Annotated in this window: 23 protein-coding genes and 3 pseudogenes; 10 read left to right on the forward strand and 16 right to left on the reverse strand. The window is 61.9% G+C overall.

The annotated features are described in order from the left end of the window. The 7 genes from FCU66_RS12765 to FCU66_RS12795 all read left to right on the forward strand — a co-directional run bounded on the left by FCU66_RS12765 (nt 1) and on the right by FCU66_RS12795 (nt 6931). Nucleotides 1-1344, forward strand: a complete 1344-nt coding sequence (locus FCU66_RS12765; protein ID WP_136616585.1) for an NAD(P)/FAD-dependent oxidoreductase — start codon at nt 1-3, stop codon at nt 1342-1344. A gap of 41 nt (nt 1345-1385) precedes the next feature. Further along, the gene (locus tag FCU66_RS12770; protein ID WP_136616586.1) at nt 1386-2696 is read left to right on the forward strand and encodes an aspartate aminotransferase family protein; all 1311 of its coding nucleotides are present in this window, start codon (nt 1386-1388) and stop codon (nt 2694-2696) included. Between the two features lie 156 nt (nt 2697-2852). Continuing rightward, entirely contained in the window at nt 2853-3704 is an 852-nt protein-coding gene (locus FCU66_RS12775) for an amino acid ABC transporter ATP-binding protein (protein WP_136616587.1), read from the forward strand. Further along, a complete protein-coding gene (locus tag FCU66_RS12780) occupies nt 3701-4342 on the forward strand; it encodes an amino acid ABC transporter permease (RefSeq protein ID WP_136616588.1) in 642 nt (213 codons plus the stop codon). The genes FCU66_RS12775 and FCU66_RS12780 overlap by 4 nt, the downstream gene beginning before the upstream one ends. Further along, on the forward strand, nt 4339-5001 hold the full coding sequence (locus FCU66_RS12785) for an amino acid ABC transporter permease (RefSeq protein WP_206077103.1): 663 nt from the start codon (nt 4339-4341) through the stop codon (nt 4999-5001). The genes FCU66_RS12780 and FCU66_RS12785 overlap by 4 nt, the downstream gene beginning before the upstream one ends. An 88-nt stretch (nt 5002-5089) precedes the next feature. Then, a complete protein-coding gene (locus tag FCU66_RS12790) occupies nt 5090-5905 on the forward strand; it encodes a substrate-binding periplasmic protein (protein WP_136616589.1) in 816 nt (271 codons plus the stop codon). Nucleotides 5906-5983: 78 nt separating this feature from the next. Further along, nucleotides 5984-6931: a 3-hydroxyacyl-CoA dehydrogenase family protein gene (locus FCU66_RS12795; protein ID WP_206077104.1), complete on the forward strand. Its 948-nt coding sequence runs from the start codon at nt 5984-5986 to the stop codon at nt 6929-6931. A gap of 450 nt (nt 6932-7381) precedes the next feature. On the opposite strand, the pseudogene FCU66_RS12800 reads toward FCU66_RS12795, so the two are convergent. The 9 genes and pseudogenes from FCU66_RS12800 to FCU66_RS12840 all read right to left on the reverse strand — a co-directional run. Next, a pseudogene (locus tag FCU66_RS12800) lies at nt 7382-7570 on the reverse strand (transposase); the annotation flags it as partial. Next, nucleotides 7510-7812 (reverse strand): annotated as a pseudogene (locus tag FCU66_RS12805) (hypothetical protein); the annotation flags it as partial. The pseudogenes FCU66_RS12800 and FCU66_RS12805, both read right to left, overlap by 61 nt. A gap of 426 nt (nt 7813-8238) precedes the next feature. Further along, complete coding sequence (locus FCU66_RS12810; protein ID WP_136616590.1) at nt 8239-9009, reverse strand: aspartate/glutamate racemase family protein; 771 nt, start codon at nt 9007-9009, stop codon at nt 8239-8241. Nucleotides 9010-9074: 65 nt separating this feature from the next. Beyond that, nucleotides 9075-10061, reverse strand: a pseudogene (locus FCU66_RS12815) (ABC transporter ATP-binding protein). Next, nucleotides 10058-11053, reverse strand: a complete 996-nt coding sequence (locus FCU66_RS12820) for an ABC transporter ATP-binding protein (RefSeq protein ID WP_136616637.1) — start codon at nt 11051-11053, stop codon at nt 10058-10060. The pseudogene FCU66_RS12815 and the gene FCU66_RS12820 overlap by 4 nt, the downstream one beginning before the upstream one ends. Before the next feature lie 31 nt (nt 11054-11084). Continuing rightward, nucleotides 11085-12281, reverse strand: a complete 1197-nt coding sequence (locus FCU66_RS12825; RefSeq protein WP_136616591.1) for an amidohydrolase family protein — start codon at nt 12279-12281, stop codon at nt 11085-11087. An 11-nt stretch (nt 12282-12292) separates the two neighbouring features. Then, nucleotides 12293-13249, reverse strand: coding sequence for an ABC transporter permease (locus FCU66_RS12830; RefSeq protein ID WP_136616592.1), 957 nt, complete (start codon nt 13247-13249; stop codon nt 12293-12295). Then, entirely contained in the window at nt 13239-14231 is a 993-nt protein-coding gene (locus tag FCU66_RS12835; RefSeq protein ID WP_136616593.1) for an ABC transporter permease, read from the reverse strand. The genes FCU66_RS12830 and FCU66_RS12835 overlap by 11 nt, the downstream gene beginning before the upstream one ends. Nucleotides 14232-14328: 97 nt before the next feature. Next, a complete protein-coding gene (locus FCU66_RS12840) occupies nt 14329-15909 on the reverse strand; it encodes an ABC transporter substrate-binding protein (protein ID WP_136616594.1) in 1581 nt (526 codons plus the stop codon). 251 nt (nt 15910-16160) lie between these two features. Between FCU66_RS12840 and FCU66_RS12845 the strand changes: the two genes are divergently transcribed. The 3 genes from FCU66_RS12845 to FCU66_RS12855 all read left to right on the forward strand — a co-directional run bounded on the left by FCU66_RS12845 (nt 16161) and on the right by FCU66_RS12855 (nt 19158). After that, on the forward strand, nt 16161-16886 hold the full coding sequence (locus FCU66_RS12845; protein ID WP_136616595.1) for a GntR family transcriptional regulator: 726 nt from the start codon (nt 16161-16163) through the stop codon (nt 16884-16886). Nucleotides 16887-16985: 99 nt separating this feature from the next. Continuing rightward, nucleotides 16986-17642 carry a flavin reductase family protein gene (locus FCU66_RS12850; protein ID WP_136616596.1) on the forward strand — a complete coding sequence of 219 codons (657 nt, stop codon included), beginning with the start codon at nt 16986-16988 and terminating at the stop codon, nt 17640-17642. Between the two features lie 22 nt (nt 17643-17664). After that, the gene (locus tag FCU66_RS12855) at nt 17665-19158 is read left to right on the forward strand and encodes an amidohydrolase family protein (protein ID WP_136616597.1); all 1494 of its coding nucleotides are present in this window, start codon (nt 17665-17667) and stop codon (nt 19156-19158) included. Between the two features lie 190 nt (nt 19159-19348). On the opposite strand, the gene FCU66_RS12860 is transcribed toward FCU66_RS12855, so the two are convergent. The 7 genes from FCU66_RS12860 to FCU66_RS12890 all read right to left on the reverse strand — a co-directional run. Beyond that, entirely contained in the window at nt 19349-19819 is a 471-nt protein-coding gene (locus FCU66_RS12860; protein ID WP_136616598.1) for a nucleoside deaminase, read from the reverse strand. A gap of 353 nt (nt 19820-20172) precedes the next feature. Beyond that, nucleotides 20173-21564 (reverse strand): endo-1,3-1,4-beta-glycanase EglC, encoded by a 1392-nt coding sequence (eglC, locus tag FCU66_RS12865; protein WP_136616599.1) that lies wholly within the window; start codon nt 21562-21564, stop codon nt 20173-20175. A 176-nt stretch (nt 21565-21740) separates the two neighbouring features. Continuing rightward, complete coding sequence (locus tag FCU66_RS12870) at nt 21741-22577, reverse strand: sulfite exporter TauE/SafE family protein (protein WP_136616600.1); 837 nt, start codon at nt 22575-22577, stop codon at nt 21741-21743. 127 nt (nt 22578-22704) lie between these two features. Then, a complete protein-coding gene (gene pldH / locus FCU66_RS12875; RefSeq protein WP_136616601.1) occupies nt 22705-23451 on the reverse strand; it encodes a pyridoxal 4-dehydrogenase, SDR-type in 747 nt (248 codons plus the stop codon). A 38-nt stretch (nt 23452-23489) separates the two neighbouring features. Then, nucleotides 23490-24668, reverse strand: a complete 1179-nt coding sequence (gene ppaT / locus FCU66_RS12880; protein WP_136616602.1) for a pyridoxamine--pyruvate transaminase — start codon at nt 24666-24668, stop codon at nt 23490-23492. 126 nt (nt 24669-24794) lie between these two features. After that, complete coding sequence (gene pldA / locus FCU66_RS12885) at nt 24795-25601, reverse strand: 4-pyridoxolactonase (protein ID WP_136616603.1); 807 nt, start codon at nt 25599-25601, stop codon at nt 24795-24797. 47 nt (nt 25602-25648) lie between these two features. Continuing rightward, a partial coding sequence (locus FCU66_RS12890; protein WP_136625413.1) for an ABC transporter permease occupies nt 25649-26372 on the reverse strand: 724 nt, incomplete at its 5' end.

A 26372-nucleotide genomic window follows, 5' to 3' on the forward strand; every position in this document is an offset into this window, starting at 1 on the left:
ATGATATCGGCAGATCATTCAATCACGACCGAAGACATGCGGTTCGCCCCCTATTGGTGGGATGCCGCATACCCTGTCGCCAGCGAGACCGGCCCGCTCCCGCCGGTGGCGGACGTCGTTGTCGTAGGATCTGGCTATACGGGACTGCGCGCAGCGCTTCTCTTGGCGCGAGCGGGACGGCAGGTCGTGGTGGTCGATCGCGAGGATCCCGGTTCGGGGGCAGCCCGCCGAAACGCTGGCTTTCTCGGCCGCGTTCTCAAGAAGTCGTTCCTCGGGCTGCGGAACAGTCGTGGCCTGGAACACGCAAACCACGTCTACAGGGAACTCGATCAGGCGTACCAGACCCTGATGGCTTTCATCGCGGAGGAGGAGATCGATTGCTTTGCCGCGCGTGATGGTCGCTTCATCGGAGCGACCTCGCCAGCGCACTATGAATTGTTGGCGCGGGAGCTGGAGGCCGTCAACAAGCACCTCGGCCTGCCCTATGCGATGGTGGGACGGCACGAGGTTCGCAAGGAGCTGGCCACCGATATCTACCATGGCGGCGCCACCATTCCCGATCTCGGCTCGCTGCATCCTGGGCTTTATCACCAGGGCTTGCTGGAGAGAACCGCCGCCGCCGGTGTCACGATCCGCGGGCGGACCGACGTCACCGGGATCGTGCGCAAAAATGATCCTTACCGCTTCCTGGTCACAACCACCGCAGGCAATTTGGCGGCGCGCGACGTGATCGTGGCCACCAATGGGTACACAACGGCGCGATTGGGCTGGTGGTCGCGACGCGTCATTCCCTTCCAAGGTTATATGGCTGCGACTGAGGAACTTACACCCGAACTCATCCGCAAGATCATCCCGCATCGGCGCGTGGTCATCGATACCGATACAAACATCGACTTTTTCCGGCCGGCGCCTGACAGCAATCGTATATTGCTCGGCGGCGCAACGGCCGGCGGCATGCAGTCGGCTGACGAAATCGCCATCAAGATGCATGCCATCATGGCGCGGGCGCTGCCGGACCTGAGGCGGGTCAAGCTCAGCCATGTCTGGACTGGGTTTTGCGCGGGCACGTTCGACCTCATGCCTCATGCCGGTGGGAGGGGCGGCCTCTGGCATGCCATGGGCTACAATTTCGCCGGCGTGACCATGGGCAGCTATCTCGGGCACAAAATCGCTCAGCAGATACTGGGCGACCCGGAGGGCCGAACCGTCTTCTCACAAGATCCGTTTCCGACCATGCCGTTCTACCGCGGCAAGCCATGGTTCATGCCAGCCGCGATGAAATATTTCGACTGGAAAGACAGGAAAACCGCACGCACGCCGCTGGACAGGCTGAAGGCGCACTGAAGCCAGGTCCATGGGTATGATTTCGAACCGAAAGCGACAAGATGAACTATCCTGAGACGTCTCCCGAATCCGCCAGGCTCTACGAACGGGCTAAAGTGGTGATGCCGGGTGGCAACACGCGCACGACGGTCTATTTCGACCCTTTCCCGATCTACGCGGTGCGCGGCGAAGGTTGCCGGATGTGGGATGCGGACGGTCATGTCTACATCGACTGCATCAACAATTTCACGTCGATGATCCACGGCTATGCGGCGCCCTCGATCAACGCGGTCGTCAGCGCCCAGCTGGCGTTGGGGACCGCGTTCGGCGCGCCCACATCGAGCGAGATCGATCTTGCCGAACTGCTTGTAGCGCGCCTGCCGGCGGTCGATCAGGTTCGGTTCACCAACTCCGGGACCGAGGCGGTTATGATGGCGATCAAGGCAGCGCGTGCCTTCACCGGCCGACCAAAGATCGCCAAGATCGAAGGCGCTTACCACGGATCCTATGACTACGCCGAGGTCAGCCTCGATTCACGGCCCGACAACTGGAGCAATACACCCGCCTCGATCGCCTATGCCGAGGGAACGCCGCAAGGTGTGCTGGATGACGTCGTCGTCCTGCCCTTGAACGACGTCGCGACGGCGCAGGCAGTGATCGCCGAACATGGTCCGCAATTGGCGGCGATCCTGATCGATCCGCTACCCAACCGCGCTGGACTTATCCCAGCACGGCGGGACTATCTCACAGCGCTGTCCAAGGCGGCGCGAGCCGCTGGCGTGTTGCTGATCCTCGACGAAGTCATCTCGTTTCGGCTCGGCTATTCCGGTGCGCAGGGCCAGTGGGAGATTGCGCCCGACCTCACCGTTCTGGGAAAGATCATCGGCGGCGGATTTCCTGTCGGCGCCGTTGGCGGGCGCGCGGATGTGATGAGCGTCTTCGATCCAACGCGTGGCAAACCGGCGCTGCCACATGGCGGCACGTTCTCGGCCAATCCTGTCACCATGCGTGCCGGGCTGGCGTCCATGCAAGCGTTGACGCCGGCTGTTTTCGAGCGGCTCAACAGCATCGGCGAGACAGCGCGCCAGGGCGTCAACGCGTCGTTTGCCCGGCACGGTCTGGCCGGCGTCTGCGTGGGCCTGGGTTCTCTGTTCAAGGTTCATTTCACCGACCAGCCGGTGACCGACTACCGATCGGTCTATCCGAACGCCGAAGCGCGTCGGAAACTGGGCAATTTTCACATGGCACTGCTCAATCGCGGCATCCTCGCGGCTGGCTACGGCTTGTTCGCGCTCTCGACGCCCATGACCGACAGTGACGTCACCGAGATCATCAAAGCAATCGATGAGGCGCTGGCCGAAGTGGCCGCTTGACAATCTGCAAAACTTTGTTGCTTTTTCCGAAAATAGGAACAAAGTACCGATAAACGGAACTATCAGTCTCTGTACGTCATAAACCCCGGTTTGTGACGGAGGCGGAGCTGCGCCCAAAACAAAGCCACGCCGCAGGGCGTCGCAAGGATGAGACAGATGGATGTACAGCGGACCAAGCGCAGCCGGGCCAAGCTGGAAAAACCCCTGACGGCGACCGCTGCAGTCGATGGGTCGAAGCAGCCATTCGCCGATCAGGAAAAGCCAATCGTCAAACTGAGCAACATTGTTGTCGAATACGGGAGACACCGGGCGGTCAACAACGTCTCGCTTGATATCCAGCGCGGCAACGTGGTCGCCATCGTCGGACCGAGCGGGGCCGGCAAGAGCACGCTGCTGCGCTCGATCAACCTCCTGGAACGACCCGTATCCGGCTCGATCGAAGTGTGCGGCCGCCGGTTCGACGCCGGTGCTCCAATCGCGGAGCGCACGCTTATGGATCTGCGACGGAGCACCGGCATGGTGTTCCAGTCGTTCAACCTGTTCCCGCATATGACCGCGCGCAGGAACATCTCGCTGCCCCAGCAGCGCGTGCTGGGCCTCAGCCGCGCGGACGCCGACGCCAGAACCGATCAGCTTCTGGCCCGCGTGAAGCTGAGCGCCAAGGCGGGCTCCTTTCCATCGCAACTGTCGGGCGGACAGCAACAGCGCGTCGCCATAGCACGCGCGCTCGCGATTGGGCCCGAGGTGATGCTCTTCGACGAGCCGACATCGGCACTTGATCCCGAACTTGGGCTGGAGGTGCTCGCTGTCATGCGGGAACTGGCCGCGGAGGGCATGACGATGATTGTCGTGACCCACGAGATCACCTTCGCCGCCGATGTGGCCCATCGCATCCTGGTCATGGCTGACGGCGCCGTGATTGAGGACGGCCCGCCCTCGTCAGTGCTGAAGAACCCGACCTCACCGCGCTCCCGTGAATTCTTCCGAGCGATCCTGGACCGCCAATGACCGAAACCCTGCAAACATTGTTGACTGGTGTTCCCTGGACCATCGCGGTGACGTCATTGGCCTTTGCGATCGGCGCCGTGCTCGGGATTCCCCTGGTTCTCATGCGGCGATCGAAGTCTTTCCTGCTCCGCCTGCTCAGCAGGACCGTGATCGATGTGCTGCGCGGCATTCCACCGATCGTCTGGCTGTTCATTCTTTTTTTCGGCATCGGCACGTCAGCCGTCGAACTGAACCCGTTCGAGGCATCCGTCATCGGCCTTGGGCTGGTTTCCGCCGCATACCTGGCTGAAATCTACCGCAGCGGATTCCTGGCGGTCCATTTCGGCCAGGCGGAAGCGGCAACGGCGCTGGGCATGTCGAAGCCTGATGCCCTGGCGCTCATCCTAGCTCCGCAAGTGATGCGCGTGGCCATTCCGCCGGCCACCACTTACCTGATCAGTCTGCTCAAGGACTCGGCGGTCGCATCCACCATCGGCGTCTCCGACATTTCGTTTCGAGCGTTCCAGCACGCGCAAAGCAGCGGCGGTGGTCTGACGCCGTTCATGCTTGCCGCGGTGCTCTACATCCTGCTGTCCATTCCCGTCGTCTGGCTGTCGCGCTCCGTCGACGCCCGGCTTCGCAAGCGGGTGTCGCGATGATGGAAACCCTGACCACTTGGTGGGGCTGGGTTCCCCAACTGGCCGCCGGCCTCTGGGTCAGCACCCAGTTGCTCTTCTGGTGTCTGCTGTTCGGGCTTCCGGCCGGACTGGTGCTGGCGCTCACCTCGTCCAGCGCGATGCGAGCCGTCAGGTGGTCCAGCATCGTCCTGGTGGAGATCGGCCGTGGCGCCCCGGCTCTGGTTGTCCTCCAGATGGTGTATTTCGGGCTGCCTACGGTCGGGCTCACATTCGCGCCGTTCCTGTCGGGTGCGATTGCCCTATCGCTGACCACTGCTGCCTACACCAGCGAGATCTTGCGGGCAGGGCTGCAGTCGGTTCCATACGGCGAAGTGGAAGCCGCAATGGCGCTCGGCATGCGCCGTCGCGACACGCTCCGCTATGTCGTTATCCCGCAAGGTATCATGGTGGCCATTCCGGCGCTGCTTGGCTTCGCCGTTCTGATGTTTCAAGTAACATCACTGGCATTCACAATAGCAATCCCGGAATTGCTTAGCCGAGCTTATAGGATCGGCGCGTCGAACTTCCGATACCTCGACGTCCTGACCGCAGCGGGCGTGTTTTATCTGGCCGTAATCTTACCCTTCGGCTGGTTGGTCAGTCATATCGAACAACGCATGAGTCGACATCTAACCAAGTAACTCCTTGCACATGTGGAGGGAGGTGCAAGGACATCCCGCAATGCAGATCTCGAAACTCACTCAAAACAACCATGCAGGAGAATGAACAATGACTATCGTAAACAAAGTCGCCGTCGCAGCAGCTGCCGTCATCGTACTCGGGACGCATATCGCGAGTGCCAAGGACTGCAAACCAAAGTTCAAGCTCGATCCAGTCAAGGCGGGAGTGCTGACAGTGGCCCTGACCAACACACCGCCCTACTCGTTCGAGGACAAAAGTGCAGTCGCCGGCATCGACGGCGACCTTGTCAACAGCTTCGCGGCTGCAAACTGCCTGACGGTGGAATATCAGATCTACACCTACCCGGCAGCCGTTTCGGCGATCCAGTCGGGCAGGGCGGATGTCGCGATCGGCGGCTTCTATCGCACAGCTGCTCGCGCCAAGGTCGTGGCGCTCAGCGTGCCGGTCTATCTCGATCAGATCGCTGTGGAATCCAAGAAGGGCTTCGAGTCCGTGGATCAGTTGCACGGCCATGCCGTCGGCACGATCGAAGGCTATGCCTGGGTCAACGACATGGAAACGCTGTTCGAAGGATCGCGCACCTATCCGTCGTCGCTCAATCTCGCGCAGGATGTGAAGGCCGGGCGCCTCGACGCGGGCCTCGAAGGGTTCGGCGCGGCGTTGATGTTGACCCAGGGTTCGGACGTCCAGGTGAAACTACTGCAGGCAGATCCGCGGATCGCCGCCACCACGCTTGCCTCGCAGACAGCCTTCCTGCTGCCCCTGAACAACAAGGACTTGATCAAGGCGATGGACACGACGCTGACGACCTATCATGGCGACGGCACGGTCGTGAAGGCGCTTGAAACTCATGGCCTGCCCGCATCGGCTGCTGATGTGGGCGAGGCTCGTGTTATCCAATGACACGGGATTGATCGTCGACTTTCATAGGCCCGGGGCGCGCAGCGTCCTGGGCCGTCACGCCGATGCAGGGAGATGATGATGGGTGTAGACAGCCGTATCGCCGCAGTGATCGGCAATGGTGTCATTGGCCACGGAATTGCCGAGGTGCTCGCAAAAGCAGGCTGGTCCGTGCGCTTGATCGGCAGGAGCAAGGACAGTCTGGCCAGGTCGCAGGATCTGATCGGCCTAAGCCTGGCGGAGTTCGTCGATGCCCGCCTGTTGAAGCCGGAGGACGCCAAGGCCGCGCTCGCGCGCGTCGAGCCTCATACCGAGATCGCTCAGGCGGCGTCCGCCGAATTGGTCTTCGAGGCGGTTCCGGAAGACATGGAGCTCAAGCGCAATATCTTCGGAGAACTCGACAAAATTTGCGCGCCCGAAGCGATCCTTGCGTCATCGAGCGGTCATCCGGTCAGCGCGCTCGACACGCTTGCCACCAAGAAGGAGCGTATCGTCGCGGCGCATTTCTGGTATCCGCCGCAGTTGTTGCCGCTGGTGGAGGTATGCGGAAGCCCACGGACCAGTCCCGAGGTCATCGAACGGATTTGCCGGGAGTTGAAGGCAGCAGGCAAGGAACCGGTGGTCATTGACCACGAACTCCCCGGGTTTATCGGCAACCGGATTCAGTTCGCCGCGCTTCGCGAAGCCTGGTCATTATGGGCCGCGGGCTTTGCAACGGCGGAAGCCATCGACGCGATCGTTCGGAACTCGATCGGTCGCCGGCTGGCGGTGACCGGTCCCATCGAGTCTGCCGACTTGGGCGGACTGGACACGATGTATCACTTCGCCAGCTTCCTGCAGCCGCACCTTGACGTTTCTTCCGGACCGCCGGACGCGATAGGGGCACTTGTGAACGCCGGGCACCGTGGCGTGCCGACAGGGCTTGGTGTTCGCGAGTGGGGCAACGGAAAAGGACAGGAGCTCAAATCCAAGCGCCGTGCGGAACTGATCCGCTGGCTCAAGGCCGATGCGGCCGCTTCATCGGGCTGACAGATCTTCGTTCTCGGCGCCCGATGGCGGCGAGGTTCAATAATGGTTGAACGAGGCGGGACTTATGGAGGGTGACGACAATCCGTTCGGCTCGTTCGAACAATCAATTCTGACAGGTCGAGGAAACGGGAGGCGGTATCCGTTGGCAAAAATGCGCCTAGCGGCGCCGAAGGGCCACCCCTTCGTACGAACGAAAACAGAAGAGAAGCATAACTATCGTGCGCAGTTTTTGCACACAAAATCCAATAATTGATTTTGCTAAGCTGTTTGCCCCATCCATCATTGCGACGAGTCGTGGCTTTCGACCTCGTGACGCTCGATCCCGACTTGCTGTCACGCTTGCCGACGATAGCAAAAGAGCGCCCCCTCAATAGTGGGTCTTGCGATGTAGCGGTCTCCCGCTACCACCATTCCCCTGTCCGACCCGGAGACATGGGTAACAGGGTGTACCTAAGACATGGGTGACAACCTCGTGCCGAACGGGTTGTCGATGGTCTGCAAGGTCCTCTGTTCCAGATCGATGTATCCCAGATCATAGTGCATGAAGGAGACGAGCCAAATGCCGTCGTCGACCTCCTTCAATCCGAGCCTCTGGCCGGCAAGCACGGTTGAGATGTTGATTTTCTTTTTGTGCATGCAGCCCCGATCACCGGAGCGACCGGAGCCGGCAACGGGCTGCGCCCGATCCGCCACTGATAGGGTGGTGGTGTGCCGTTGACTGCGTAGTCGCCTACGATGCGATCCTTATAGATGCGTGGGTTGTGCGAAGACAGGGTGCGAGCGTTGCGCCAATGGCGATCGAGGCCGATCGGCTTCCTGGTTGAGGACGCACCCAGCGCATCGAAGATAATCGTCGACGCTTCAAGAACCAGATTCGTGACACTCAGGCCGTTGAATGGTTGGAGGCGCGGTCCGCCCTTCGTCAGTGACGTCGTAGAGCACGCGGATCGGCCGGCTGCCCTTCTTCCTGCTTATGCCTGGCCTCGCGCAAGAATCCCGCCGTCGCGTGACGCTTCAACAAAGCGAGGCCAGCCTCACAGCGGCGATCCTGAAACTGCGCCGCGACATCGAAGCGCTCACCGGCGGGTGATCTACGCGTCGAGGTAGCCGACACCGGCAATACGATTACACCCATGCGCGGCGACGCGCGCATGGCCGTCGAAAGCCTGAACTACTACGCAGGCATCGCGCATGAGTTGAAAGGCGAAACTTTCCCCGCCAGAGCTCCAAATGAGCACCCCCACTGCTTCCTAATCTGTAGGTTACTACAGGCTCGATTCCCACTGATTCACGATATTTTCCAACACTTAGCAAACTGGTTCGCACTTTTCGACGCAGTTACCCAAAGCTGTCGGAGCGAAGGATGCGAGTGCGCCACTATAGGGTTTCCCTGCGGGATAAGCATATGCCCCTCGTTTTGACGTGCTCAATCCTAATGCCACCAATGCCTCGGCTTGTTTCACAGCCGCCGCCACGCCATCGATCACAGGCACGCCGAATTCATGGCTAAGTTCTGATACAAGGTCGGCCATGCCGGCGCAGCCGAGCACGATCGCCTCTGCGCGGTCCTCGGAGAGTGCGCGAGCAATCTCGCTCCTGAGCTTCGATGCTGCACCCGATGCGGGATCCGCGAGCGACAGCACCGGAATGTCGGCCGCGCGCACCTTTGCCTTGCCATGCAAGCCGTAGCGCTGCACCAACCCTTCCAGCGGTACACGAGAGCGATCCATGGTTGTCACCACCGTAAAACGCTGGGCGATGAAAGCCGCGGTCACCAAGGCGGCTTCGCAGATGCCGATAACGGGAATGGTGGCGAGTGCTCGTGCAGCATCAAGGCCGGTATCGTCGAAACAGGCAATCACCGCGGCGTCAGCCCCATTGCGCTCGCCGAGTGCGATTTCATGAAGCAGACCCGGTACAGCCAGCGCCTCGTCGTAATACCCCTCGATCGAAGCCGGTCCCATGCTGGATGTGGCGGCCAGTATCTCCGTCGAACCGGCTGCGACGGCGGATGCAGCTCTGGCGATCGTCGCGGTCATGCTGGCGGTGGTGTTGGGATTGACGATGAGAATGCGCAAGGCGTTACCCCACTTCCATGCAGCGACGGTCCAGGCGCCTTTGATCCTGCTGAGTGCGCATCATGCTATGCGACTGCGCGATGAGCGATTGCATGATGGCAGCGCACCAAAGCCTTGCCGACAGGGCGAGATTCAGGTGCGCCAGTCCGGCAGATATCGGTAGCCAGCGGACAGCGCGGATTGTAGGCGCAGCCGGGCGGCGGATCGATCGGGCTTGGCAGGTCGACTGTCGCCGGCACGCGATCGCGGTTCGGGCGATCGAGATTGGGCACGGTATCGAGCAGGAAGCGCGTTTAAGGATGTTGCGGTCGTTCGAAGACTTCATCGGTTGCGGCTTCCTCCACGATCCGGCCGAGATACATGACGGCGACACGGTCCGACACGTGGCGCACGGCCGCCAGATTGTGGCTGATGAACAAGTAGGTGAGGCCAAGTTCGCGCTGTAGGTCTTTGAGCAGATTGAGGATCTGCGCCTGCACCGACACATCGAGAGCCGAGGTCGGCTCGTCACAGACCAGAAACTCCGGTTCGGCCGCCAATGCCCGGGCGATCGAGATGCGCTGGCGTTGGCCGCCGGAGAATTCGTGCGGATACCGGTTGGAATCCTGCCCGGAGAGACCGACCGTCTCCAGCAATTGCCTGACGCGTGCCTGCGTCTCCACGCCCGAGGGGCGCAACGCCATTTGTTTGATTGGCTCGGCGATGATGGCGCCGACGCGCCAACGCGGATTGAGGCTGGCGAAGGGATCCTGGAAGATCATCTGGGTGCGCACGAAACCATCGCGCCCGCTGCCGTCGGCAAAAGAAAGCGTGCCGCGCGTTGGCTGGTACAGCCCGACCACCATGCGCGCCAGCGTCGACTTCCCACAGCCGGATTCGCCGACGATCGAAAACGTCGTGCCGCGCGGGATGACGAAACTCAGGCCGTCGACTGCCTTCAGCGTTCGTTGCGGCTTGCGCATCACAGTGCGGTCGAACCACGACGGCGAAACGTCGAAGAAGCAGGCGACGTCGTCGACGCGCAGCGTCGGCTTGGCGTGCGCGTTTGTCATGCTGCCTCCACGGCATTGCCGGCGGCGAGGTTCCAACAGGCTGCCAAGCCCGAACCATTCGTTAGCAAGGGCGGCAAAGTGCTGCGGCAGCGCGTATCCGCCAGGATGCAGCGCGGATGGAAAGCACAACCAGACGGCATGGAATTCAGCCTTGGCATCGCGCCGTCAATTTGCACGAGACGCTCGTGGCGCGTCACCAGGCTCGGGATCGAGCCAATCAATCCGCGCGTATAGGGATGTTGCGGCCGGTGAATGATGTCGTCGACTGGCCCGATTTCGACGATACGGCCGGCATACATCACCGCCACCCGGTCGGCGGTTTCGGCGATCACGCCCATGTCGTGGGTGACCAGCATCACCGCCGTCCCCCTGTCGCGGCAGATGCGTTTCAGGAGCGCGGTGATCTGTGCCTGGATCGAGACATCCAGCGCCGTCGTCGGCTCATCGGCGACGACAAGGTCCGGCTCGCCGGCGAGCGCCAGTGCGATCACCACGCGCTGCCGCATGCCGCCCGAAAACTGGTGCGGATATTGCTGGAGCCGCAATTCCGCTGAAGGGATGCCGACCTCGTTCAGCAGATCGATTGCGCGCATCGCCGCCTCGGCTCGTGACAACGGCAGATGGCAGCGTATCGTCTCGATCAACTGATCGCCGACGGTGAGCAGCGGGTTGAGCGAGGTTAGCGGGTCCTGGAAGATCGCACCGATGGTGCTGCCGCGCAGCGCCATCATGTCGCGTTTCGGCAGATTGTCGATGCGGCGGCCGCGGATGCGGATTTCGCCGCCGGCGATACGACCAGGCGGCTCCAGCAGGCCGATGACAGCAGCACCGGTCAGCGACTTTCCCGCCCCGGATTCGCCGACGATGCCGAGGATTTCGCCGCGCCCGACGGTGATGGACACGCCGCGGATCGCTGTCAGCACGCCGCGTCGGGTCGGAAACTCCACGACGAGATCGCGAATGTCGAGCACCGGTTCGTTTGCGGCCGGCATATCCTTGGAAGCGTGCGCACCATTCATCGTTTCACTCCGTTTCGAACAAGGGCGCGCCGGCGCGCGCAACGACCTTGCCGCGCTTCATGACCAGCGGCCGGATCCGCCGCGAAACCACGGCTTCGGCGAGTGTCTCGCCTTCGACCAGAACCAGGTCGGCCGCGTCTCCGATGCCGAGGCCGTAGCCTTCCAGACCCATCACCGTGGCGCCGCCGGTCGTGACCACTTCAACGGCGCGGCGAAGATCCGCATCGCGGTCGAGATCGTTGCGCATGCCAAGGAAAATAGCGCGCTCCAGCATGTCGGCATTGCCGTAGGGACTCCAGCAGTCGCGGATGCCGTCCGAGCCGGAACAGACCGTTATGCCGGCGTCGAGCGTGCGGATCAGCGGCGGGCATGGATAGCCGGCCGGCCCGGTGGTCATGATGGCGATGCCGGCTTCGGCCAGTTGTTCAAGCAGCCTGCCAACGCCAAGGTAATCATTGTGGCCGAGGCAGAAGGCGTGGCTGACGGTCACCTTGCCGCTCATGGCGTGGGCGTGCGTCCGGTCGATGATGAGCCGCATCGAGAATGCGCCGAGTTCGCCAAGCTCGTGCAGATGGATGTCGATCGGCTTGCCGTGCTTTTCCGCAAGGCCGAAAATCACGTCTAGATGGCCCGTCGGGTCGAGGTCCATCGAGCAGGGATCGAGACCGCCAACGACTTCGGCGCCGAGCGACAGCGCCTCGTCCATCAGTTCCTTGGTGCCTTGCCGGATCAGCATGCCAGACTGTGGGAAGGCAACGATCTCGAGGTCGATGACATCGGCGTATTTTTCGCGCGTTGCCATCACGCCGAGCACGCCCTTCAGGCCATGTTCGGTGTCGATGTCGACATGGCTGCGGATATGGGTCGTGCCATGTGCGACCGACAGCGCCACCTGCCTTGCCGACTGACGCGCCGGGTCGAGGCCGAGCCGGCTCTTCGAATCGCGCTCGTTGGTGATCTTCTCGACCAGCGTGGAGCCGACATTGTTCGGATTCCACGCCATGCCGTAAAGCGTCTTGTCGAGGTGGGTATGCGCCTCGACGAAGCCCGGCAGCAGGATCGCGCCGGCGCCATCGATCGGCATTGCGCCGTTCGAAACCGTTGCCGGCCCAACGTCCGTGATACGGCCGGCGGTGATCGTCACGTCTGTAGCGGACCCGCCCCACGGCCGCACATTCTTCAGGATGGTGGTTTCGGTCATGATCGGGCCTTTCAGCGAAGTTTCGGATTGAGGGCGTCGCGCAGCCAGTCGCCAAGCAAATTGACGGCGAGAATGATCAGGCTGAGCTGCAGCGCCGGGAAAAGCACCACCCACCAGCTTCCCGAGAAGAAGTACTGGTTGCCGATGCGGATAAGCGTGCCGAGAGAGGGCTGCGTGACTGGCATGCCGACGCCCAGAAAGGACAGGGTCGCCTCGGCGAGGATGGCAAGGCCGAGATTGAGCGTCGCCGTCACCAGCACGGCCGTCATGACGTTTGGCAAGATGTGCGAGACCATGATCTTGCTGGAAGGCAACTGGAGGATACGGGCGGCAAGCACGTATTCCTTTCGCGCTTCCACCATTGTCGAGGCACGCACGATGCGGGCGTATTGCACCCACGATGTGATTGCGATCGAGGTGGTCAGGATGACCGGCGTGAAGGCATCGCGCAGCGAAACGGGCAGCAGCTGGCGAAAGATCGCGCTGACCAGGATGGCAACGAGCAGCGTCGGGATCGACAGGACCAGGTCGCCGACGCGCATCAGGAAATTGTCGATGCGGCCGCCGATATAGCCGGAAGTGAGCCCGACGGCGATGCCGATGAGCACCGAGACGATGACGCTGGCAAAGCCGATCATCAGCGAGATTCGCGAACCATAGAGGATGGCGGAAAAGATGTCGCGCCCTTGCACGTCGGTGCCGAGCAGATAGGGCGCTTCACCGCCGGCCGACCAGATCGGCGGCAGTTCAGCCTTGTCGAGAAAGAGCTGTGTCAGGTCGTAAGGGTTTTGCGGCGACAGCAGCGGTGCGGCAATCGCCGTCAGCGCAATGAGCAGAAGCACCAACGCCGAGATGACCGCCGATGGCGTGTGGAAAAAGCCGTGGGCGAGGTCGCCATCGAGAAAGGCCCTCAACCGCGCAAATCGTGGCGCGTCAGGCGTTTTCGTGGCCTGCGTTTCAACGGACATGGCCACCCCCTCCGCTTCCCGCCTGCCGCAAGCGCGGATCGACGGCTAGATAGACGAAATCGACAATCGTGTTCAGCGTGATGAAGATGACGGAGACGATCATCAGATAGGCCGCCATCACCGGAATATCGATGAACATGACGGCCTGTACGAACAGCAGCCCCATGCCCGGCCACTGAAAAACGGTTTCCGTCACCAGCGCGAAGGCGATCAGATCGCCGATCATCATGCCGGTCATCGTGACCACCGGCATCATGCAGTTCTTCAACGCGTGGCGGAAATGCACACTACGGTCAGGCAGGCCGCGTGCCCGGGCGAACTTGATATAATCGGTTCGCAGCACTTCAAGCATTTCGGCGGTGACAAGCCGCATGATGAAGGAGATCTGGAACAGCGCCAGCGAAATGCTCGGCATGATCAGCGCGAGCCGTCCCGACGGCGTCAGCAATCCGGTCGACCAGGTGCCGAACTGCACCACCTCGCCCCGGCCGAAGGCGGGCAACCAGCCGAGTTGGACCGAAAAGACCAGGATGAGCACGATGCCGATGACAAAGGCCGGTACCGAGATGCCGATCATCGAGACCATGCGCGCCGCGCGGGCTGCCAGGTTCTTCGGATTGATCGCCGCAAATACGCCAAGCGGAATGCCGATAAGCAATGCCAGCACGGTCGACACCATGACCAGCTCGAATGTTGCCGGGAAGCGCTCGGCGATCAGCGACATCACCTCTCGCTGGTTGCGAAAAGAGACGCCGAAGTCACCGTGCAAGGCGCGAACGACAAAGGTGAAGAACTGTATGATGACCGGCTGGTCGAGCCCAAGCCGGATGCGCAGCGCATCGCGATCGCCCTGTGTCGCCTGGGAGTTCAGCATGAGCTGCACCGGATCGCCCAGGAACTGGAAGATCATGAAGGCGATGAAAGCGACCACGAGCATGACCAAGGCCGCATTGCCGATGCGCTTGACGATGATGGCGAGCATGACTGCCGTCTCCTGACGTGGTTTGGGCAAACTCCGGGCCAAGCCCGGAGTTTCTCTACGCACGATCCATGCCGGATTCCCGGCGAGGAGCTTCGGATCACTTCATCATGGTCAGCCAGAAGCGCGGCTTGTTGTCGGTGAGTTGGACGATGCTCTCGATCTTGGGACCCATCGCCCATGCCATTGGCTGCTGGTGCAGCGGCAGGAAGGCGATGTCGTCTTTGACCTTCGTCAAGGCTTGCGTCTGGAATCCGAGGCGCTTTTCGCGATCCAGTTCCTTGCCGGCGCTGTCGATCAGCGCATCGACCTCGGGATATTTCCACCCACCCCAATTGAACACGCCCGAGGTGTCGATTTTGGAGTGGACGACCTGCACCAAGATCGAGAAACTGTCGATCATCGGCTCGTTGGCCCAGCCGAGAATGCCGACATCGAACTTGCCGCTCTCGAATTTTGCCGTCTGCAGGCTGGTCGGCGCGACGTCGAGATTGGCCTTCAGGCCGACGCGAGCCCACATCGACGAGACCGCCTGGCAGATTTCCTCCTCGTTGACGTAACCGTCATTCTCGCAGACGAACGAGAAGGAGAAGCCGTTCGGATAACCGGCCTCAGCCAGCAGTTTCTTGGCGGCATCCGGATCGTAGGGCAGACGCGAGTCCAGCGCGTCGACATAACCCGGGATGGCCGGAGCGATCAGCGAGCCGGTGTTGCGGGACAGTCCGCGCATCACTTTCTTCTGCAAGGCATCGATGTCGATCGACTGGTACATGGCCTGCCGGACCTTGATGTCGTTCATCGGATTCTTGTCCGTGATATCCGAGGCGATCGTCTTGTCGGTTCGATTGAAGAGAAAGAACACGGTACGCAGTTCATTGCTCGCCAGCACCTTGATGTCAGGCGATGCTTGCAGACGAGGAATATCCTGCAGCGGCGCGGAGTTGGTGAAGTCGATTTCGCCCGACAGAAGGGCAGCCACCCGTGTCGCCGAAGACGTGATCGGGGTGAAGATGATCTTGTCGATGTTGTGCTTCGGCTTGTCCCACCAGTCCTTGTTGACCTCGAACACGGTCTCGGCGTCCGGCTTGCGCGATAAGATCTTGAAGGGACCGGTGCCGTTTGCATGAGATGTCGCATAACCCTCGACACCCTTGCCGACATCCGTCGGCGCCTCGGCGTGGTTGGCAACCAGCCACTCCTTGTCGAAGATGACGATGTTGGTGAGATCGTTCAGCAGCAGTGGATAGTTCGGCGTCGTGTTGATCTCGACCGTATAATCGTCGACCTTGGTCGCGCCCTTGTAGGCGGGCAGATTGCCCCGCAACGGCGAGGCCGGATCGCTGACCCGGATCAGCGAGGCGATCACATCGTCGGCCGTGAACGGCGCGCCGTTGTGGAATTTCACGCCCTTGCGCAGGTGGAAGCGCCAGACGGTCGGTGACACGACCTCCCAGGACGTGGCGAGCGCCGGTGCAATCTGCAGCTTTTCATCATAGCGCACCAGCCCTTCATAGACGTGGTTCAGCACGGCAATGGTGAACGTGTCACCATACGAATAGGGGTCGAGCGAAACCACGTCGCGCTGCGCCCCCCATTTCAGCACGTTCTCGGCGGCTGCCGAGAAGGTTGTCAGCGTCAGCGCCACGACCGCGGCGACCGACGTCCTCAAAAGCGATTTCATGCGGGCCTCTCCATTTTGATCCAGAACTTTTCCGTTCGCGAATTCCATTGCCAACCAGCTTGGCGGTTCCCTCGATTGCACTCGCTTTAGGCAGCTTGTGATTGTTTGTTATGCAATCTGTATCCACTTGATTTACGATAGTGTATACTGTTTAGTGACGCAAGAGAAAACATTTTTGCCCCGCTTCGGTCCCGACTTCGAGAAAACCATGATTGACACCCACTCACGCCAAGCTGATAAATCGGCCCGCCATGACCAATCAGAATTCTCTGCCAACCAAGCGCGCCAGCCGTGCAGGCAATCTCGCGGACGGCGTCTATCAGGCGCTGCGGCGCGCGATCATCGAGCAGGCATTGGCGCCCGGAACGAAGCTTCCCGAGGATTCGGTCGGCGAGAGTTTTGGGGTCAGCCGCACGGTGGTGCGCAGCGTTCTTGGTCGACTGACCGTCGAAGGCCTTGTTTCGCAGCAGCCGAACAAGCGCGCGACCGTGGCCTCGCCGAGCATCAGCGAGGGGCGCGGGGTCTTTCAGGTCAGGCGTGGCCTGGAGCGGACGGTGATCGAAACGCTTGCGGGTCGCCTGACATCGGCGCAGACGGAGGCATTGCGTGCCCATGTCGCAGCCGAGGAGCGGGCGCAGGGCCGCGACGGGCCGGAATCGATCCGCTTGGCCGGCGAGTTCCACACCTTGCTGGCGGACATGACCGGCAACGAACTCCTCATCCGCTACGTGGCGGAAGTGGCCTCGCGCTGCTCGCTGATACTGGCGCTTTATGGTCGGCCGCATTCGTCGGAGTGCGCGGTCAACGAACACCAGATGATCATCGACGCATTGGTACGCGGCGACGAAGCGACTGCCGTGAGCATCATGGACGAACACCTGATGGCGGTGGCAACCCGCGGTCTGCTCGACCTCAAGCCGGTGCGCGAGCGCGACCTGAAGGACCTCCTTTCCGACTACCGGGCGGCGGCGAAATAGACAAAGAGCCGGGCGCGCTTGCCGGCATGTTGCGAATCCACGCCGGACGGCCGGCCTTCGACCCTGCCGCCATCCCCTTACCGTGCCGTGAGAATCGCCATGACAGCTGAGACGACGTTCGATTTCACGAGCCTCACGGAGCGCGAGAAATACAAGATCCTCATCGGTGCCGTGGTGCCGCGGCCGATCGCGCTGGTAACCACCGTCGATGCCGAAGGGCGCATCAATGCCGCGCCCGTCAGTTTCTTCAATTGCCTTTCCGCAGAACCGGCAATCCTCGCACTCGGCGTTGAAAACCACGACGACATGTCCTTCAAGGACACGGCGTGGAACGTCAGGGCGACCGGCGTCTTCACGGTCAACATCGTATCGAGCGCCATGCTGGACGCCATGAATGTCTGTGCCGTGCCGTTCGCCCCCAATGTCGACGAACTCGCTGAGGCAGGACTGACGGCCATCGCCGGAACGAAAATCGCAGCACCCCGCATCGCTGAATCTCCGGCCGCGTTCGAGTGTCGGCGGCACATGACACTAGGCCTTGGGAACTCACGCGAAATCATACTCGGTGAAGTCGTTGCGGCTCACATCCGCTCCGACATCATCAACCAGCGTCTGCATATCGATCCGGCGGGCCTCGATGCCATCGGCCGCATGGGAGGACACGGCTATTCCCTGTCGCGGGAAACCTTCGATCTTCCAACCATGAGCGTCGCGCAATGGGAGGAGCGCAAACGCATGCCCGGGGCCGCGGAATGAGACGGATGAGGAGAGCGCAGCCATGACTTCGCCCAGCAAGCGTACGCTGATGACCGCTGACTGGGTGGTTGCCCATGAAGAGGGCCGACACATACTGCTGCCGGGAGGGCAAGTTGTCTACGAGGGCGGAACGATCCTGTTCGTTGGCCATGATTTTCCCGGCGAGATCGACGAGCGCCTGGACTGCGGGCAGGCGCTGATCGCACCGGGTTTCATCGATCTCGACGCGCTGTCGGACCTCGATACGACGATCCTGTCATTCGACAACCATCCGGCCTGGGCCAAGGGCCGCGTCTGGCCGAAAACCTACATGGATGCCGGCCCTTACGAGATGTACTCGCCTGAGGAACTGGTTTTCCAGAAACGCCACGCCTTTGCGCGGCTTATCCGAAACGGCGTCACGACCGCGTTGCCGATCGCTTCGCTTTACTATCGCCAATGGGGCGAGACCGTGGAGGAGTTCGAAGGCGCGGCCGACGCCGCGGCCGACCTTGGACTGCGCGTCTATCTCGGCCCCGCCTATCGCACTGGCAATCCCTTCATCGTCGAGAAAGGCAAGATCGAGCTTTTCTTCGACGAGCCGCGCGGCCTTGCGGGCCTGGATGACGCGGTCGCCTTCTGCGAGCGGCTCGAGGGCCGGCACGGAGGCCTTGTCCGCACCATGCTTGCGCCCGACCGCATCGAGACCTGTACCGCCGAGCTTCTGCGGCGCACCGCGGCCGCCGGTCGCGATCTGGGCGTGCCTGTCCGGCTGCATTGCTGCCAGGGCGGCTTCGAGCGCGAGACCGTGCGCCGCCTGCACGGCATGACTTCGATCGAATGGCTGCAAAGCCTCGATTTCCTGACCGAGAAGACACTGCTGCCGCATGGCACGTTCGTCAGTCCATCGCGTTTCGTGCGGGAGCCGGGCCGCGATCTCGATATCATCGCGGAGAAAGGCTCGATCGTCGTGCATTGCCCGCTGGTCGCCGCGCGCTTCGGCGACGGCCTTGAAAGCTTCAAGTCATACCGCCAGCGCGGCCTTCGCATCGGACTGGGCACCGACACATCCCCGCCGGACATGCTGCTCAATATGCAGACAGGCCTGATGATCTGCCGCTTCGTCGAAGGCCAGGCGGATGCCTGCCGGTCCGAGGATTATTTCGATGCCGCCACACTGGGCGGTGCGGACGCGCTCGGGCGCGCCGATCTCGGCCGGCTTGCACCCGGCTGCTGCGCTGACATGGTGGTCTGGGACCTATCCAACCCCGATCTCGGCCAGGTTATCGATCCCATCCAGACCCTGATGATTTCGGGCTCCGGACGTGATGCGCGAACGGTGGTCATCGACGGCCGGACGGTCATGCGCGACCGCGAGATCCCGGCCATGGACTACGCCGCCGAGGCCGCGCGTGCGCAGCGCCAGTTCACCAAGCTGATGACGAAGTACCCAGAGCGTACGCTCGGCAATCCACCGACCGATGAAATCTTTTCATCCGCATACCGGGTGATCCCGAAGCCGCCGCACGTCTGGTGACATGTCCAAGGCACCGCTTCAATTTCAGGGCGGATGCCCTTAGCCACGGTCAGCCCCTTAAAGAGCCGGCCACAAAAAACGACCGGCGGTTAGCTGGTGCCGCATGCGTTTCGAACGCGGCCGTCTCCCGCTACCATCGTTCCCACCGACAGAGTGGCAGTTGGCCTCCCGGGCAAAAGTTCTGCCGCCCCTAGCGCCGCCAAAAACTGAGATGCGGGGCGAGGAGCTCCTCCTCCATCTCGGGGAAGGGGCCGTGGACCGCGATCTGCTTCTGCCCGGAGCCGAGCACCGTGCGCGAGGAAAGGTCCATCGTCGGATTCTGGGCGTGGTCGCCAGTCAGCGCCAGAAGCTTGGTCTCCTCGAAGCCGTAGACCAGCCGGCCGATATTCGCCCAGTAGAGCGTCCCGGTGCACATCGCACAGGGCTCGCCGGTTGAGACCAGCGTGCAAGACCAGAGGAAATCCGGCGGATAGGCGTCCGCAGCACGCCGGCTGAGTTCGGTTTCGGCGTGGCGCACGGTGTTGATGTTGCCTTGCCGCATGAGGATGCGATCGTCGGGGCCGACGAGCACACAGCCGAAAGGATGATGCCCGTGCGCGGCGGTCTCGCGCGCTACCGCATCGGCGGCGCGGAGGTGGGCGAGCATCTGGTCGCGGGTCATCGTCTGGTGCCCCTCCTAGGCTGTCTGAGCCGATACTCCCAGATGAAGTCTGGAATGGCGTGGACCGTAGCAGATGGGGTGATTTCGCGATAGCCATGGGTGGGCTGAGCAGTGCTCCCGGCGGTCCCGAGCGCGGCCCGATCCGCGCGTCGTAGCCTTCCGGCAGATGGACGATGAGATCGTGCCCGCCGGGCAGCGCCCGCCCCGTCAATATCTCGTCCGGGGCCACCTGAGGTTTGAAGCGCCATGTTTTCGGCAATGGTTCCGTCGAACAATTGGACGTCCTACGGGAGGTAGCCGACATGGGTTGATGACGAATGTGTCCGTGCCGACCCCAGCGTCAGGTGTTGCGCCTAGATAACCCAATCGTTCAACGAATAGGCATGGATGTAGTCGATCTGCATTTCCGCCGGCGTCGCAAGCCCGTCGGCGGGCGCTCCCGCGATGCCGCCCACGGCCAGATCGACCAGCATATACATCGGCTCGTGCATGTCGGCAGGTGTTGCGGCACGGGCAACTTCGACGTCGTCGAAATACCAGACGAGTTCGTCTTCCGTCCACAGCACCCCGTAGGTGTGGAACCCTCCGGTATCCGAGACAAAGGGCGTCGAGGCCGCAGTCGTATGTGTTCCGGTCTCGTTCGAGTGGCTGGTCAGAAGAAGCTTGTTTGGATCCTGACCGGTCATTTCTATGACGTCCAGTTCCGGTGGCCAGGAACCGTCCGCCGGCAGAAGCCAGAAGGCCGGCCATGCGCCTTGTTTTTCGGGCATGTCGGCCCGAATTTCGAAATAGCCATAGGTTTGTGAGAAGGATTCGTAAGTCGTCAGCAAACCTGACGTGTATTGGTAGTTGTTTATGTAGGGCTTGATAGCCTCAGCGGCTCGGGCGGCGGTAATCGTGAGAACACCGTCCTCGACGCTGAACGGGTTCACGGAACTCGTCGGGGCGTAGCTGGTATCGATATACCATTGAAGCTCGCCATTGCTCGTGAGCGAGCTGCCGTTCGCGCCTCCCCACCAGAAGTTCGTGTCCCAGGTGCCGCTCGAGCCATTCCACAGGTTCAGTGTGTTGAACTCATCCGAGAAGGTGAGTGTCAGATGCGACCTGTCCAGGGCCAGATCGAACTGGCTTGCGGTGAACTGGTCGATTGTCTTGTTGGCGAAGACGAGAAACTCGGTGCCGGATAGATCAAGTCGGACGTTCGCTCCCGACTGGACCATGTTGGCGTGCACCTGCTCGAAGGAGGTGAAGCCGTAGCTCCCGACGCGCACTGTATCCTCGGCGCTAAAGTCCAGGATCAGGTCACTGCCGTTGCCGGGGGCCACGACGAAAATGTCCGCCCCGGATCCGCCCTTGAGAACGTCGTCGCCCTTCAAGCCGTCGAGCGTCTGTTGGCCGGAGCCGCCGGTGATGATGTTGTTCAGTTCGTTTCCGAAAGCATAGTGTTTGTCGTTCGTGACTGTCAGGTTCTCGAAATGCGCCGGGAGCCTGTAGCTCATCCAGGTCGAGATGGTGTCGACACCCTCGTTGGCCAGCTCGACCGCCTTGTTCTTCGTGGAATACAGATAGTAGATGTCATCGCCCTTGCCGCCATACATCGTGACGCTGACGCTACTGTCGCCGTAGAGCGAGTCGTTGTAGATGCTGCCATAAAGTGCCGGGCCGGAATTCGTCGCCGAATACCACCTGGTCGAGGAGCCGCTGTAGGGGAGTGGAACGCCCTTGGCGTTCAGGACGGTGGCCATGCTGGTCTCTGCTCCTTGGACTCGCCTCGATGTCAGCCCTAGCATCTATGGAGGGCACGAGAAGCCAATGCCTTTCTTGGCCTTCGAGTTGTGTTCGACGTGTGAGAGTTACCAAGAACTTAACACGCAGGCCGTCCGGGCCGCCGCCATTGCCTCGAATGCATCAAGGTTGGGATTCAGGAAAGCAACATTCGCCCGGCCGTGATCGCCAAGAAAAACGCAAAGGCAAGTTTCAGATAGCGCGGGTTGAGCGCGTGGGCGAGCCTTGCGCCCAAGGGTGCGAACAGAAAGCTCACGGGCGCTATGATGGCAACAGCCGGCAGGCTGACGTAACCCAGGCTGAGCGGAGGCCTGCCGGCAATCTCGAGACCCGACCAGATGAAGCCGGCCACCGCTGGAAGCGCGATAAGCAGGCCAAGCGCCGACGATGTGCCGACGGCCCGGTGGACCGGAAAGGAAAAGCTGGAAAGCGTCGGCACCGAGAGCGTGCCGCCGCCGATTCCCATGAGCGAAGAGACAAAGCCGATGACAGAGGCGATCGCACGGTTGATCCAGCCGCTTTGCGGCAGGTGATCGGAGATCACGAGGTGCTTCGGCAGCGCCATGTTGACGGCCACCAGCAGGCCGACGACGCCGAAGACCAGCCGCAAGCCGGCGCCCGGGATGAATTTCGACATGATGCCGCCGATGAGGGCACTGACGAAGATCGCCGGTCCCCACAGATCGAGCAGAGGCCGATCGACGTTGCCGCGCTTGTTGTGTGACCGCATCGATGAGATCGAGGTGGGAATGATGACCGCAAGCGATGTCGCGACCGCCAGATGGCTGGTCACAGCAGGCGAAAAGTGAAACAGGCTAAGCACCCAGAACAGCACCGGGACGATGACGATGCCGCCACCGACCCCCAGCAAGCCGGCCAGCACACCGGACGCCACGCCGGTCATCGCCAGACCGGCGACCAGCATTGCAATCGTCAGCCCGTCGAACATCGACGTGTCGAATCCGAAGTCCACTATGATTTCCCTTTGATTGGCCATTTGCGACACGGCCTTGCGGGTACATTTTGGCCGCGCTCATCCGCTGTTGCGACCCAATGCAGGTCGCCCAGAAGTCTGTAGTGTTTTTGGGATGCGCTTTTGGCTAGTGGCGCACCATCCCTGCATCGACATTGAGCGTCTGGCCGGTGATCCAGCGCGCATCGTCAGACGCCAGGAACGAAACCACATCGGCGATATGTTCCGGCTGCCCTTTGCCTTTCATCGCCTGAAGCATCTCGACGAAGCCGAACGCCTCATTGTGCGGGCTCGCCTTGACGCCGTCGCTCTCGATCAGGCCAGGCGTTACCGCGTTGGCGGTGATGTTGTATTTGCCGAGTTCTGTGGCGAGCGCCCTGGTGAAGCCGATGACGCCGCCCTTGGCCGCGACATAGGCCGCCATGTTCGGCGTGCCGGCAAAGAAGGTGTTGGACGCGATGCTGATCACCCGTCCGGCCTTGCCCGCCGCACGCATCTGGTCCGTGCCGGCGCGGCTGACGATGAAGGTACCCGTCAGATTGACGTCGATGATCTTGCGCCAATGGTCGAGATCGACATCGTCCCAGGCGACGAACGGCACGATGCTGGCATTGTTGACCAGGATATCGATGCCCCCGGTCAGCGCCTGGATTTCGGCGAAGAGTGCCTTGACCGATGCCGGATCGGAAATGTCGGCGGCGATCGCCCTCGCCTTTGCGCCTATCGCCGCGGCCGCAGCCCTGGCGCCTTCGGCATTGATGTCGCTGACGATGACGGTTGCCCCGTCGGCGGCAAGCCGCACGGCGATCGCCTTGCCGATACCCTGCGCGGCGCCCGTAACCAGGGCCGTCTTTCCCGCAAGCCGTTCAGTCATGAAAATGCTCCCTCAATCCGTGATCTGGTGATGTCTGTTCAGGCGTCGGCGTCGATCACGGCCAGCGCCGCGTCGATGCCTTTGCCGATCGCTAGTTTCTGGCCGGCCGCGTTCATCGCGCCGCCAAGCGCCGTCAGCGCCGCGATTGCGTAGATCGGCTGGGCGGTCGGTCCCATATGGCCGATGCGCGTCAGCTTCCCCAAGGTCTCGCCGCGCCCCGACGAAAACACCACGCCGTAGCGGGCGCGCGCGGCCTGGCGAAGCGCCTTCTCGTCGACACCTTCGGGCGTGCGCACGGCGGTCGTGGTCGGCGACGCTATTCTGTCGCTGGCGGCCCAGATCGACAGGCCCATCGCGGCGACACCCGCGCGCATGGCCTTGGCGGTGAGCGCATGGCGCGCCCACACCGCCTCCGGTCCCTCATTGAGATAGAGGTCGAGCGCGACGTCGAGGCCGTTGATCTCCGAGACCGACGGCGTGAACGGAAACGGCTTGTCCCGCGACCACGCATTCTCCCAGTCGACGATGCTCAGCATCGACGCGCGGGGGGCTGCCTCGTTGCCCTTCATCTTGACCCAGGCCCGCTCGCTGACGCCCATCATCGTGAGGCCGGGAGGCGCGCCCAGGCATTTGTTCGGGCCGGTGACATAGATATCGGCCTTGCAATCCTCAGGATGCGTCTTCATGCCGCCAAAGGACGAGACGGCGTCGACGATGAGATAGCCGCCATGCGCAGAAACCAGCGCACCGATGGCGTCGATCGGATTGATGGTGCCGGACGGCGTGTCGTGGTGGCAGACGGAAACGACGGTGATTTCCGGATGCGCCTTCAGCATTGCCGCAACCGCCTGCGGGTCGATCGCCTCGTTGTAGGGCACTTCGATCTCGAGCAGATGTGGCGAATAGCGCTTCGCCCAATAGCCAAAGCCCTTGCCGTAAACTCCGGAGGCAAGGTTGAGCACGACATCGTCCGATGTAATCAGGGAGGCCGCGGCGGCCTCCAGGCCAAGCACCGGCTCGCCATGCAGGATGACCGGCTTGTTCGACAGCCGCATCGCCTTCTGCGCCTTGTCGACCACACCCTCGTAGAAGAGCTGGAACGCCGGGTCGTAGTCGTAGAGCACCGTGCGCCCGAGGCCGCGCAGCACTTCGGGATAGGCGTTCACCGGCCCCGCGGTCAGGGTGATGACCGGATCGGCGTGTTCGAGATAGCGCATCGTCTTGTCTCCGGATTGGCGGGGATCAGAGTATGATCCCGAAAAGTGGGAACCGGTTTTCGGAAAAGATCATGCTCCAACAAAGAGATAGATCAGGATGATGGTTCAACCAAACGTCATCCTGATCTAGCCGTAGAATTGCGTGCCGGTCCTGTAGGTCTTGAAGTTGTCCATGTCGTGCGAGTACATCAGCTCGGCGCCATGGTCCTCGGCGAGTTTCTTCACCTTGCGCATCGAATTGACGCCCGCCACCGGATCGATGTGGAAGGCCGCCTGGCACAGTGTCTCGAGGCTCTTCTGCGTATAGGCGGCGTCGATCGTGAACATGATCGGCTTGCGCTTGGGAAACTCGACCAGCAGGCTGTAGTGGCCGATCGAATGACCGGGCGTCGCGATCAGCCGGACGCCCCTGGCCAGCTCGACGTCGCCATCGATGCCTTCGAAGGTCGAATTCGCCCGTGTCGTTCCCGCAAGCAATTGTCCGGTCGCGCCACGCGCTTCGGCAGCCTCCGCCGAAAAGCTCAGATCGGAATAGCCGAGATGCTCGAAAGGCTGCGGATTGCAGGCCTGCGGCACCTCGGTCCGGTGACAGATCTTCTTGGCATGCGGAAAATACTTGTTGCCGCCGCAATGGTCGAAATGGAAATGCGAGTTGACGACGACGTCGATGTCCTTCGGTTCGAGACCGAGCAGCGCCAGGGCGCCGGGGATGGTCTGGTGCTTTTCCTGGATCGGCTTTTCGAACGGCAGCACCTTCATCACATGATCGTAGTCGTAGCCGGTGTCGATGAGGAACCGGCCCTCGGCATGTTCGATCAGGATCGAATAGACGGGGAAGCGCACTTCGCCGCCAGGGCCACGATTCCAGAACACATGATATCCGTCGAGAACGAGCGAGCCGCCGTCGAGCAGGTAGACCTTGGTATCCGACATTCTTGCCTCCTTTATTGGCGCGGGTCCCGACCGCGCATGAATTGTGCTCAGCGCGCGCCGCGCTCGTATGGAATGCCGAGCGCCGCCGGCAGGCTGGCGCGCCGGCCGAACAGCACCAGCATGATCATCACCGCCAGGAACGGCAGCATCTGGATGATGTCGGTCGGTATGTTGATGCCTGCCACCTGCATGGCCGTCGTCAGCGACAGGCAGACGCCGAACAGCAACGCGCCGAACAGCACCCAGATCGGGCGACCGCGCGCCAGCATGGCCAGCACGATGCCGAGAAAGCCCGCGCCATTGGTGATGAACGGAATGAACAGCCCGGCCCCGACATTGGCGAGATAGGCGCCGCCGAGCCCGGCCAGCGCTCCGGTCGTCAACACGGCGATGGTGCGGGTTCGCACGACATCGATGCCGGCGACATCGAGCGCGGCCGGCTTGTCGCCTGCTGCCTGCAGGTTGAGGCCCAGTTGGGTGCGCCGATAGATGTAGCCCATGCCGAAAACCAGCGCGACCGCCAGATAGACGATCAGATGATGTTTGAAGAATGCAGGACCGATGACCGGAATGTCCGAAAGCAGCGGAATGACGGTCGCATCCGCTGCCGGCAGGCGGGGGTAGCTGCGTGAGAACTGGAAATGGTGGAGCAGTGCCGTCAGACCTTCCAGTCCGAGCGTCAGCGCGATGCCGATGACGATCTGGTTCAGCCCGATGCGCACGCAAAGCAGCGCCATGACAAGCGCCACCACGGTGCCGCCGGCGGCACCG

It is taken from the genome of Mesorhizobium norvegicum, assembly GCF_004919685.1.
In the GTDB taxonomy this organism is placed as follows: Bacteria; Pseudomonadota; Alphaproteobacteria; order Rhizobiales; family Rhizobiaceae; genus Mesorhizobium; species Mesorhizobium norvegicum.